We start from the raw sequence: 11,508 nt of genomic DNA, 5'->3' as shown, positions 1-11,508 counted from the left end.
GCGGCTGCTTCGTTCAGCGGTCTCATAGCGGTCGTCTCACCGCGCCTGACGGAGGCTCAGCGGGCGCATGTCCGTCCAGACCCGCTCGACGTGCTCCAGGCATTCCTCCCTCGACCCCGACGTGCCCTCCTCGAACCAGCCATCGGGCACCTCCCGGCCGGCCGGCCAGATCGAGTACTGCTCCTCACCGTTCACCACCACGCGGAACGTCTCCGACGCCATGCCGTCACCTCTCCCAAGTCGTCACGAAACCGGGCCGTCACCGCCCGAACTGCGAAATTCAGTCGCCCAGTCGGCGCGCGGCCACGGCGGCGAGGCCGTCGGCCGTCCTGACCCGGAACAGGTCACGGACCGTCACCCGGGCCCCGACGGCGGTGCTGATCAGCCGCACCGCGCGGCCTGCCGTGAGCGAATCGCCGCCGATCTCCAGGAACGCGCTGTCCGTGGCGGGCGCTCCGTCCGCGCCCAGCACCTCCCCGAAGATCTCGGCGATGCGCCGGGCGATGTCCTGCACTCCGTCCCGCACTTCTTCGGAACCGACTTCCATACTCATCCACCGTTTCCGTTCACCGGTCATTGCCTTGCCCACGAAATGAATTGCCGGTGCGACACAACGAGCCATTCCCTTTTCAAAGGGTTTCGAGAGACCCGCTCGCACGGCGCCTTCACTCTGCCGGTCGTGACTCGCTCCGCCCCAGTGCCGCCCCTGCTCACCAACCTGCTTGGCAGGAAAACGAGCCGGTCGCATTCACTACGGAATAGTGACGACAGGGGTGAAGTGGACAATTCTCCACGGGTGTACACCTGACAGTCCGCCCGGCCAACTCACACGCGTCCAGCGGGATTTGGCCAAGGTCAACCGGATCGAACGCGACCCGCACCCGTCGGCCCGACAGCCGCCACCACCCCGGCCGCCCCCTCATCTCCGCCCCACCCACCACTTATTGACTCTTGATATTGACAGTAATGACTCTGCCCCATACGTTCGAAGTCACTAGGGTGGCAGAGACGATCGGCAACGGATCGGCGGGAAAAGAGCCGGCGGTCACTCCGAAAACCCCTGACCGCCCCTCCCCACGGGCCAGAAGAACAGGGGACGCAGTGTTCGCAGTGAACGAAGGCCGGTCGTCCGAACCGCCCGCGCGCCTCGGCGAGACCGAACTCGGCCTGTACCGCTGGGTGGCGAGGAACGGAAAGATGGACTCCGGTCTCGCTGCCGTCGAACTCGGCCTGACACCGGGCGCATTAGCAGCGGCCCTGGCCTCTCTGACGGATCTCGGGCTGCTCCGGGCGAACGCGGACGACCCCGCCCGCCTCCGCCCGGTCGACCCGGACCTCGTGGCCGCCGTCGTCACGACGTCCATGGAGTCCGCGATCCGCACCCATCAGGCGGAACTGCACCGCACCCGGGAGCAGTTCGCCGACCTGCGCGACCACTACCGGGAGAACCTGAGACGGCTCCCCGCCGGCTTCGAGCTGATCCCAGGACCCCAGGAAGTGCGCGCCGCCCTGACCCTCGCCGCCCAGGAATGCAAGCACGAGATGCTCACCAGCCAGCCGGGCGGCAACCGGAACCCCGAGGTGCTCCAGGAAGCACTCCCCCGCGACACCGCGATGCTCGCCCGCGATGTGCGGATCCGCACCCTCTACCACCACACGGCGCGTTTCAACGGCCCGAGCCAGGCTTACGTGGCGGCCCTGTCGGCCCGCGGTGCCCAATACCGCACCCGGCACGAGCTGTTCGGCCGGCTCATCACCTTCGACCGCAGGCTGGCCTTCATCCCCGAGCGCGGGGACACCTGGGGCGCCCTGATGATCAGGGAACCGTCCGTCGTGAGCTACCTGTGCGACGTGTTCGAGCAGGAGTGGACGCAGGCCACCCCGTTCTCCGACGCCGCGACGGACGGCCTGGAACTCGTCGCCAAGGACATCGACCGCACCATTCTGCGGCTGCTGGCGACGGGCATGAAGGACGCGACCCTCGCACGCCGCATCGGCATGTCCCTGCGGACCGCGCGGAAGCACATCGCGGACATCATGGAGACGCTGGGCGCGGAGAGCCGGTTCCAGGCCGGGGTGCTGGCGGCCAGGCAGGGCCTGCTCGACGAGGAATCACTGCACACCGCATCCGCCGACTGACCCCGGAGAGAGCCCGTACGTCAGGCGGTCCACCACCGCGCCGATGCCGCCGTCCCGCACGGTGACGGGAGCGGCGTCCCGATTGCCCCACAGGTAAGAGCGGATCGGGCGTGCGCCGAGTGCATCCTCTCCCCACCCGCGGCACGTCTTATGCGACGTACGTGGTGGAACGGACGAGGGTGGGACTCATGGATTTGCCGGAAGAATTTCGTTTCGTGGTGCTCGGTACGGTCCGGGCCCACCGGGGCGTCGCCGAGCTCCATGTGGGGCCTCCCCAGCAACAGGCCCTGCTGGCACTGCTGTTGCTGCGGTCCAATCAATCGGTGCCCATGGCGCAGATCGTCGCCGCGCTGTGGGGGGATTCACCGCCGACAAGAGCCGTGACCATCATCCGCACCTACGTCTGGCGGCTGCGCAAGGTGCTGGAGACGGAGCGTTCCGCGCCGTCGGTGCTGGAGTTGGCCGGTGACGGCTACCGGCTGACGGTGCCGAGGGCATCGCTGGACATGTGGCACGCGGAGAAGCTGGCGGCCGATGCGGCACGGGCGCGGGCCGCCAAACGGTTGCCCGATGCCAGTGCCATGCTCGGCCGGGCGCTGGATTTATGGCGGGGGGACGCACTGGCCGGTGTGCCGGGACCGCACGCCGAACGGCAACGCGCGCGACTGGGCGAGCTGCGGCTGGCGTTGCTGGAGGAGCGTTTCGATCTGGCGCTGGCACTGGGCCACCACAGGTCGGCCGTGCCGGGACTGGTCGAGCTGACCGACGCCCATCCACTGCGGGAGCGCCCCTACGGGCTGCTCATGCGGGCGCTGTACGCAGCAGGCCGGCAGGCGGACGCCTTGACCACCTTCCACCGGGTGCGGGAGCTGCTCGTGAACGAGCAGGGCCTCGACCCGGGGCCCGAACTGACCCGCATACACCGCGCCATCCTCGCCGGGAAGGATGCCCTGACCGCTGCGGAGCCCGCAGGGCCGGCCGACCTCACGGTCACGACGCCGGCGGCCGAGGCATCGGCCGACGCGGCGACGGGCACGCCCACGACAGCGGACGACGAAGCGGAGGAACGGGCTCCGGCACGCTCGTCGGCGCTGCACCCCGCGCCTGCCACACAGCTGCCGAGACCCGCTCAACTTCCCTACGGAGCACCGGATTTCGTCGGACGGACACAGCAGAGCGACTCCTGGTACGGACTGCTGACGACGCCGGAACCCCGGATGGCAGTGGTACTTGCGGTCGCCGGTCTCGGCGGTGTGGGAAAGACGTCCCTCGCCCTGCACGTCGCCCATCGGGCCCGCGGCCACTACTCCGACGGGCAGCTCTACGTGGACCTGCAGGGCAACGGGCCCGAGCCGTCCGAACCCGGCTTCGTGCTGACCGGGTTCCTCACCGCGCTGGGGGTCGCCGCGAGCGACGTCCCCGAGGCCCTCGAAGACCGCTGCCGACTGTTCCGCTCGTTGGTCGACGGCCGCAGACTGCTGGTCGTCCTGGACAACGCCAGGGACGCCGCCCAGGTCAGGGATCTGATACCGGGATCTTCCAGTTGTGCCGTGGTCATCACCAGCAGGTCACGCATGTTCGATCTGCCGCTGACCGAGCAGCTCGTGCTGGAGCCGTTCCGGGACGAGGAGGCGCTGGCACTGATCGGCAACGTGATCGGCGCCGAGCGGCTCGCCGCGCAGCGAGCGCAGGCGCTGGAACTGATCGCGATCTGCGGGTCGCTGCCGCTGGCCGTGCGCATCGCCGCCACCAGGCTGGCCGCACGGCCCGGCTGGACGGTCTCGACGCTGACCGCCAGGCTCGCGGACGAGCAGCACCGTATCGCCGAACTCCGGATCGGGGCGCTGACCATCGAGGCCGCTTTCGAACTCGGCTACCAGCAGCTCACCGTGAACCAGGCGCGGGCCTTCCGGCTGCTGTCGGTTGCGGGCGCGGCGCAGATCAGAGTGCCGGCCGCGGCAGCCGTGCTCGACGTCGACGAGGACACGGCGGAGGGCCTGCTGGAGTCCCTCACCGACGCGGCGATGCTGGAGCCGTCCGAACCCGGCTGCTACGGCTACCACGACCTGGTGCACGTATTCGCCGGTCAGCGCGCCCAACTGCACGATCCCGCCGAGACGGCAGCCGCGCTCGGCCGGCTGCTCGACCTCCAGCTGGCGACGGCGGCCAGTGCCTTTCTGCACGCGGTGCCCGGCGACCCGGTGCACCGCGCGTTCGGCCCGCTGAGACGCAAGGGACTGTCGTTCCGGGACGTACGCGAGGCGGGGGCCTGGGTCACCGCCGAACTCGACGGCATCGTCGCCGCCGCGCTGCGCACCGTCACCCTTCGGCTGCCCGACCCGGCGGACGACCGGCTGCGCACCGCCGTTGACCTGCTGCTCGCCATCTCCCCGCTGGCCCACACCACGTGGTCGGGGCGGGTGACCCCGGTGGCGCTGGCGCTGGCCGATGCCGCGGAACGCGCGGGCAACAAGCGCGTCATCGGGCGGGCCCGTCTGCTGTGCAGCGGCGTCGCCCTTCAGGCGGGCCGACTCGCGGATGCCGAGCGGCACGTGCGGGTGGCGATCGACGCGGCGCGCGGCGCGGATGACACCGCCGTTCTCCAGCAGGCCCTCAACAACTGCGGGCTGGTGGCGCAGTTCATGCGGCGCTTCGACGAGGCGGCGGCCTGCTACGAAGAGGCCATCGCGCTGGCGCGCCGACTGGGCCACCGCTCGGGCGAGGCGGCCACGACCATCAACCTGGCGCTGGCCCGGGTGCGCAGCGGGCGGGCCTCCGAAGCGGTCGCGCCGTGCGCTTCCGCCCTGGCACTGCTGCGTGCCCTGGGTGACGACGCGGGGGTGGCCTACGCCGGATACGTACTGGGCACCGCTCTGCACGAATTGGGGCGGTTCGATGCGGCGATCGCCCGTTTCGAAGAGGCGTTGGCCGTGTGCCGCGCGGTGGGCCTCCAGGAGCGGGAGGCCCACGTACGGTACCGGCTCGCCGAGACGCTGCGCCGTACCGGCCGTGGGCGCGAGGCGGTGGAACACGCGGCGGCGGCGGTGTTCCGGTGCGAGGAGATCGGGGCCGAACGCGACCGTGGGCACGCCCTGGCCGTGCTCGGCCGGGCGCTGGCAGATCTCGGGGAGACCGGCCGGGCCCGCGGGCATCTGGAGCAGGCCAGGGCGCTGTTCGCCGGTCTCGGACTGCCCGACGCGACCGACATCGGGCGGCTCCTGGACGGGCTGACCGCCGCGGGATGACGGCACCGGGCCGGTGGTGCGGTGCCGGGCCGGTGGTGCGGTGCCGGGCCGGTGGTGCGGTGCCGGGCCGGTGGTGCGGTGCCGGGCCGGTGGTGCGGGTGCGGGGCCGCGCGCACCGGCCGGTGGCGCGGGCCCGCGGTCAGGCAGGGCCGGTCGGCGGGTGGTAGCTGGAGCCCGTGCTGTTCCAGACGTCGGCGCTGCTGGTGCCGCCGGCCACGGTCTGCGTCACGGGCGGACGGCGGTCGCCTCCGGCGTCCAGGCCGAAGCCGGTGAGACCGACGGCCGTCGCGACGAGGGCCGCCAGGGCGAAGGTCGCGACGGCGTGACGTGGGTTCGACATGGTGGTGATCTCCTCGGCTTCGGCCACGGGCAAGGCGCCCGGTTCCTCAGGGTCTGCTGTGGTGCGAAGGGACTGCTGCTCCCCCGGCGTCAGCAGCACAGCGGGACGTCGTTGTGCGTCCCCGGCGTCGTGGTGGCGGTCGGCAGGCTCGTCACCGCCGCCCACGCCGCCGTCGACTGGGCGGGGAACAAGGCCGCCAGCAGAACCAGCGCCGCCACCGCCCTCAGCAGTCGGTGCGGCGGACGGGTGCCAGGACCGTGGCTGGGACGGACGTCGACGGAATGGGCTGTCGCATACGGCATGGGAGCCTTCGGCTTTCCTCGGGACGCGGGTCCGGTGAATGGTCTCCCGGGACAGTGGCGCCAACTCCCCGGTGCATCAGCGAGGTTAGCCGTCATCGATCAACCTTTGATCAATCAGTGATCTGCGGGCCCTCGCCCGCCGTTGATCGTGCCCCGCTGCTGCCCGAGCCGTATCACCGACCGGCCTTCCACCGCCGGTCGGCGCCCGGTTCACCCCGGCCGTTCGGCGAGCCGCCCCTTCAACGCCGGGCGCAGGTAACCGCGTTGGCCGAGACAGCGCAGACTCTGGCGGTACGCCCACAGGGCCTTGTCGGCGCGACCCGACAGCTCCAGGACCTCGGCGAGATCGTTCCACGCGGAGGCCGCCTGACGGTCGGCCTGCGAAGCCTCCAGCAGCAGGGCGGCCCGTTCGTAGCTCGTCTCGGCCACCGCGTCCTCACCGAGATGCAACTGGGCCCCGGCCAGGACGAGCAGGGTGCGCGCGGTCTCCAGACGGTGGTGGGGGCCCAGCAGGTCGAGCGCCCGCCGCGCGTGCTCCTGCGCCGAGTGCGGGTCCGCCTCCAGCAGGCAGGCGCGGGCCAGCGCGGTCTCGCAGTACGCCAGGTCCACGGTGCTGCCCTCGTCGGCGAGTACCTGGGCGCTGCGGAGCAGTTGTGACTTGGCGGTCGAGACGTCCGACGTCTCCGGCGCGCCCGACTGCATCAGGACCGAGGCGTAGGCGTTGCGGAGCCGGGCGAGCGCTCGGGCGTCGTCGCCGTCGGCGTAGATGGCCAGGGCCCGTTCCAGAAGCAGCAGGGCGTCGGCGGATGCGCCGTTGCGGTGGGCCACGACACCCGCGTTCCAGTACGCGGCGCCCATCGCCTTGCGGTCGCTGACCCCCTCGGCCTCGTCGATGGCGGTGCGGGCCAGGGACGCGGCCCGGTGGAGGTCTCCTCGCTCGCAGTAGAGGCCGACCAGGGTGGACAGCAGCTCGACGCCCAGGACGGTCGGGGTGAGCTGGAGGCGGCGTGCCTCTTCCAGAATGCCGTTGGCCAGGTCGATGGCGTGCGCGAGATCACCGATCTCGCGGTAGCAGCGGCACAGGGCCACGGCCACCGCGAGTCGGGGCACCAAGGTCTGCCCGGCTCCGGATTGGTCGAGCAGTTCCTGATAGCGGCCGACGGCTTCTTCGAGGCGCCCGTCGTGTTCCAGGGCTTGGGCCGCCCCGAACTCGGCCGAGAGCCTGACGTCCTCGTTGCCCGCCCTGGACGCCTTGCCGCACACCGCCAGGTAGGTCTCAAGGGCGACCTTCGGGTCGCCGTTGCGCAGAATGATCTCGGCGTACCGCAGTTCGGCCCGGAGCGCGTCGTCCGGTTCCCGCTCCGGCTCCAGGCAGTCGAGCAGATGCTCGGGGGCGCAGCCGAGCCGCTTGGCCAACTGCCGCAGGACCTCGGCGGAGGGAATACGCTTACCGGCCTCCAGCAGCGATACGTAGCTCGGGGACAGATCGTCTCCCGCCAGCGCCGACTGCGACATACCGGACGCCCGCCGGAGCCGGCGAATCCTTGCCGCCAGATTCCGCGATTCCGCCACGACGCGTCCCCCTCACCAGCTCATGTAAGCGCACGTTCAACCTACTGCGCGCATGACGTGTCCAGGTAATCACCCACTGTTTTTTCGCAACGTCGCCGACCGACGCAAGCGGACCCCGTACGCCCCGGGGCCAGGCCGGCCAGGCCCTGAAACACTCAACGTCCCCCGCCCGCCGGAGTGTTGAACGCCAGGACACTGGACCTGCGTGCGCCGAAGACCACATGGCCGAGCGCCAGCGCGCCGAGCACCAGAGCCAGTGCCACCCAGCCGAGCGCGGGCAATCCGGCGGCCGATATCACCAGCCCACCGGCGAGCGCCCCGCTGCCGATGCCCAGGTTGAACCCGGCCACGTACCAGGAGGACGCCGCGTCCGGCGCGTCCGGCGCCAGGCGCAGCACGGTTGTCTGGAGGCATACCGGCACCGCGGCGAACGCCGCACCCCACAGCGCCATCGCCACCGCTTCCGGGAGCCCCGTCAGAAGCGCCGCCATCGCGGTGGCCATCAGGCCGATCGTGCCGAGCACCGCCGCACGCGGACGGCGGTCGACCAGCAGCCCGCACACCCAGGTGCCGGCCAGCCCGGCCAGCCCGTACGCACCGAGCAGCGCGCCGAGTTGGGCGCCGTCCGGTACACCCAGGTCACGCAGCAGGGGCGTGACGTAGGTGTAGAGGGTGAAGTGCCCGAGTACCAGCAGGGCCGTCGTGCCGACCACGGGCAGCACCCCGGGCAGCCGCAGCGCACGCAGCACTCCGGGCGCCGCACGGGCGTCGTCGGTGTCCTGGGCGCGCACGCGGGCATCCGCCCGGCCGTCCCGCGCCACCTCCCACCGCGCATCCGTTGGTGCCCCGGTCCCGGTGTCCGGCAGGGCCCACAGGGCTGCGCCGCAGAGGAGCACCGCGAGCGCGGCGACCACACTGAAGGCCGCACGCCAGCCGAGCGCCGAGCCCAGTGCGGTGCCCAGGGGGACGCCGAGGACGAGGGCCGCCGAGTTCCCGGCGAAGATGAGCGCGGTCGCGCGGCCGGGGAGCCCCGGCCGCGCGATGGCCGAGGCGTAGCCCGCAGCGACCGACCAGAACACCCCGTGTGCCGCGCCGCACAGGAACCGGGCCGCGGCGAGCATCGCGTAGTCCACGGCGCCCGCCGCGAGAACGGTGCCCAGCGCGAACACCGCGCAGACGGCGAGGAATACGCGTTTGCGCGGCCACCGTGCGGTCCACGCGGTCAGCGGCGCTGCGCTCAGCCCGACGGTGAACGCGTAGACCGTGACGAGCAGTCCGACGCGTGACTCCGATACACCCAGGTCCGCGCTGACCGGCCGGAGCAGCCCGACCGGCAGCAGCTCGGTCGTGACGACGACGAACGTGGCGAGGGCGAGGACGGCGAGAGCGGCGCCGCGCCTCACGAGGCCGGGCCTGCGAGGAACCGCCGTACGTGGCCCAGCCACCCGGCGCGGTCACCCTCGTCCAAGAGGTGGCCGCCGCCGGGGATTTCGACGAGTGCGGCCCCGGCTATGCCCGCGGCGATACGGCGCGAGCTGTCGGGCAGCACGAGCCGGTCGCCGGTCGGCACCGCCACCAGGGTGGGCACACGCACCCGGCCGAGGTCGCCGCGGACGTCCAGACGTGTGATCAGCTCGAAGTGGGCGAGCGTCCCGGCGGGCATCCCGGTCAGCACGCCGTCGACGACAGCCTCGACGTCCTCCGATGACATCGCGGTGAGTTGGCGCTCCGAGAGGCAGCCGAGCGCCGCGAGCCGGGCCACGGCCCGCCACTCGCCCGCCTTGCCGAGGGCGGCGATGAGCTGCGCCGCACCGCCGAGCACCGGGTCGGCGACGGCGAATCCGGCGGTGAGTACGAGGGCCCTGACGCGTTCGGGGTGCCGGGTCGCGGCGCGGATCGCCACGGCGCTGCCCAGCGATTCGCCGATCACGGTGAATTGTCCGTGCCCGTGCTCGACGGCCGCGGCCACGAGTGCGTCGGCGAGGGTGTCGAGGTCAAGCGGCGCTTCGGGGAGCGGCGTACGGCCCACGCCGGGGTAGGACGGGCCGATCACCGTGTGGTCCCGTGCCAGATCGTCGAGAACGAGACCGAAGTTGCCCTCGATGCCGCCGCCCGCACCGTGCGCGAGCAGCAGCGCGGGGCCGCCGCCCCGTACGTCGACATCGAGCCGGTAGTGGTGCGACGGGAGAAATGCCTGTTCAGATGCCATGCCAGGAACGCTAAACTCCGACACCGGTGTCAGAGTCAAGTCGTCGGTCCGGCTGGAGATGATCGCCTTGCGGATGAAGGAGATGGCCCACCGGGCCGGGGTGCACGAACGCTCGCTGCGCTACTACGAGAAGCAGGGCCTCCTCGCTCCCGAGCGCCTGCCCAGCGGCTACCGCGAGTACAGCGAAGCGGACCTGGAGACCGTGCGCCGCATCCGCTGCCTGCTGACCGCCGGACTGTCGACCGCCGTCATCGCCCAGGTCCTCCCCTGCATCCGCGACGACAGCGGCCAACTCGCGCCCACCTGCCCCGACCTCATTGGCCAACTCAGGGGCGAACGGGAGCGCATGACCCGCGAGATCGAGGCCCTGAACACCTCCCGCGCACTCCTCGACACCGTCCTCGACGCGGCGCCTCATGACCTCGCCCGCCAGGCGATGAACACGTCACCGGAGTAGCGCAGGGCCCCGTCGATGGGGGTGACGCGACCGACGGCGCCTGCCCGCCCGCGTCAGACGGCGGGACGCGTCGACGAAGCGCGGATGTCGAGCCGGGCCGGAACGACGGTCGGCGCCGGAGAGCGGTCGGGCCGCTCGGCGAGATCCACCAGGGCCGCGATCGTGATGGCCGCCGTGTGCCGTGGAACCAGGGACACCGTGGACACCGACGGGTCGGCGACGGCCAACGCGGGGTCCTCACTGGCGCAGACGAGCAGCAGGTCGTCGGGGAACGGAGGACGCCACAGCATGTGCGGGTGCGCCACGCCGGCCTCGCGCCCGTCCTGACCTCCACCAATTCCCCTACCGGGAGACCGGATTCAGGACGCGTTCCGAGCACCGCGAAGCAGGACGGGAAAATCAAGACAGATGCCGGAAGCCCGTCCGTGCAGTAGAACAGAACCCACCATTGTTCGACTGTTCGACACCAGGAGTCCGGATGCCCAGAGCAGATGTCACCGTGCCGACCGAGGACGGCGTGTGCGCCGCGACGCTGCACACGCCGTCGGATCCCGGCAGCCGTCCTGCGGTGATTCTCTACCCCGACGCCGCCGGGGTACGGGAAACCTTCGCTGCCATGGCGGATCGGCTCGCCGGGCTCGGCTACACCGTGCTCCTGCCCGATGTCTACTACCGGACGGGCGGATACGCCCCCTTCGACATCCCTACGGCGTTCGACGATGCCGCCGAGCGGGAGCGTCTGATGTCCCTGATGGCGAGCCTGACCGGGGAGGCGATCGTCCGCGATGCGCAGGCGTTCCTCACCTTCCTCGCCGACCGCCCGGAGGTGTCAGGAAGCCGCGTGGGGACCACGGGCTACTGCATGGGCGGCCGGATCTCGCTGATCGTGGCCGGACATCATCCGGAGCGCGTGGCCGCCGCCGCGTCGTTCCACGGCGGGCAACTCGCCGCCACGGACGACCCGGACAGCCCGCATCTGCTGGCCGACCGGATCAGCGCGAGCGTCCACGTGGCGGCAGCCGAGAACGACGAGCACTTCCCCATCGAACAGCACGAGCGGCTGGAACACGCCTTCACCACCGCCGGTGTGCAGCACACCATCGAGACCTACCCCGCCGCGCACGGCTTCGCGGTGCCGGACAACCCGACCTACGACGAGGCCGCCGCCGAACGCCACTGGGCCGCCTTGACCGCCTTGTACGCCGAGAACCTCCCCGCCTGACCCCCCTCCCCCGTTCACGGCC

The 11,508-nt window shown here is 71.5% G+C and carries 12 protein-coding genes; 4 read left to right on the top strand and 8 right to left on the bottom strand.

All coding sequences use genetic code 11. The features are described 5' to 3' along the window. Positions 1-36: 36 nt before the first annotated feature. Together ACIBK8_RS08925 and ACIBK8_RS08920 are read right to left on the bottom strand one after the other, a co-directional pair. Positions 37-222 (bottom strand): MbtH family protein, encoded by a 186-nt coding sequence (locus tag ACIBK8_RS08925; RefSeq protein WP_399040987.1) that lies wholly within the window; start codon positions 220-222, stop codon positions 37-39. Positions 223-280: 58 nt separating this feature from the next. Beyond that, on the bottom strand, positions 281-553 hold the full coding sequence (locus ACIBK8_RS08920; protein ID WP_399040986.1) for a phosphopantetheine-binding protein: 273 nt from the start codon (positions 551-553) through the stop codon (positions 281-283). A gap of 548 nt (positions 554-1,101) precedes the next feature. Between ACIBK8_RS08920 and ACIBK8_RS08915 the strand changes: the two genes are divergently transcribed. Continuing rightward, complete coding sequence (locus ACIBK8_RS08915) at positions 1,102-2,139, top strand: LuxR C-terminal-related transcriptional regulator (protein ID WP_399040985.1); 1,038 nt, start codon at positions 1,102-1,104, stop codon at positions 2,137-2,139. A gap of 188 nt (positions 2,140-2,327) precedes the next feature. Beyond that, the gene (locus ACIBK8_RS08910) at positions 2,328-5,384 is read left to right on the top strand and encodes an AfsR/SARP family transcriptional regulator (protein WP_399040984.1); all 3,057 of its coding nucleotides are present in this window, start codon (positions 2,328-2,330) and stop codon (positions 5,382-5,384) included. A 139-nt stretch (positions 5,385-5,523) separates the two neighbouring features. Here the strand turns inward: ACIBK8_RS08910 and ACIBK8_RS08905 are convergent, their stop codons facing one another. The 5 genes from ACIBK8_RS08905 to ACIBK8_RS08885 form a co-directional block, all read right to left on the bottom strand. Next, positions 5,524-5,724: a hypothetical protein gene (locus tag ACIBK8_RS08905; RefSeq protein WP_399040983.1), complete on the bottom strand. Its 201-nt coding sequence runs from the start codon at positions 5,722-5,724 to the stop codon at positions 5,524-5,526. Between the two features lie 89 nt (positions 5,725-5,813). Next, the gene (locus ACIBK8_RS08900; protein WP_399040982.1) at positions 5,814-6,026 is read right to left on the bottom strand and encodes a hypothetical protein; all 213 of its coding nucleotides are present in this window, start codon (positions 6,024-6,026) and stop codon (positions 5,814-5,816) included. A gap of 210 nt (positions 6,027-6,236) precedes the next feature. Beyond that, positions 6,237-7,598 (bottom strand): helix-turn-helix domain-containing protein, encoded by a 1,362-nt coding sequence (locus ACIBK8_RS08895; RefSeq protein WP_399040980.1) that lies wholly within the window; start codon positions 7,596-7,598, stop codon positions 6,237-6,239. A gap of 155 nt (positions 7,599-7,753) precedes the next feature. Further along, on the bottom strand, positions 7,754-9,001 hold the full coding sequence (locus ACIBK8_RS08890) for an MFS transporter (protein WP_399040979.1): 1,248 nt from the start codon (positions 8,999-9,001) through the stop codon (positions 7,754-7,756). Next, on the bottom strand, positions 8,998-9,807 hold the full coding sequence (locus ACIBK8_RS08885) for an alpha/beta fold hydrolase (protein ID WP_399040978.1): 810 nt from the start codon (positions 9,805-9,807) through the stop codon (positions 8,998-9,000). The genes ACIBK8_RS08890 and ACIBK8_RS08885 overlap by 4 nt, the downstream gene beginning before the upstream one ends. A 73-nt stretch (positions 9,808-9,880) precedes the next feature. On the opposite strand from ACIBK8_RS08885, the gene ACIBK8_RS08880 reads away from it, so the two are divergent. After that, positions 9,881-10,264: a MerR family transcriptional regulator gene (locus ACIBK8_RS08880; RefSeq protein WP_399041219.1), complete on the top strand. Its 384-nt coding sequence runs from the start codon at positions 9,881-9,883 to the stop codon at positions 10,262-10,264. Between the two features lie 53 nt (positions 10,265-10,317). Here the strand turns inward: ACIBK8_RS08880 and ACIBK8_RS08875 are convergent, their stop codons facing one another. Further along, on the bottom strand, positions 10,318-10,554 hold the full coding sequence (locus ACIBK8_RS08875) for a substrate-binding domain-containing protein (protein ID WP_399040977.1): 237 nt from the start codon (positions 10,552-10,554) through the stop codon (positions 10,318-10,320). 188 nt (positions 10,555-10,742) lie between these two features. Here ACIBK8_RS08875 and ACIBK8_RS08870 point away from each other — a divergent pair, with 188 nt between their 5' ends. Beyond that, positions 10,743-11,486 carry a dienelactone hydrolase family protein gene (locus ACIBK8_RS08870; protein ID WP_399040976.1) on the top strand — a complete coding sequence of 248 codons (744 nt, stop codon included), beginning with the start codon at positions 10,743-10,745 and terminating at the stop codon, positions 11,484-11,486. The last annotated feature ends 22 nt before the right edge of the window (positions 11,487-11,508 follow it).

Source organism: Streptomyces sp. NPDC050161, from assembly GCF_044460025.1.
GTDB lineage: Bacteria > Actinomycetota > Actinomycetes > Streptomycetales > Streptomycetaceae > Streptomyces.
This window is presented reverse-complemented; position numbering and strand designations above follow the sequence as displayed.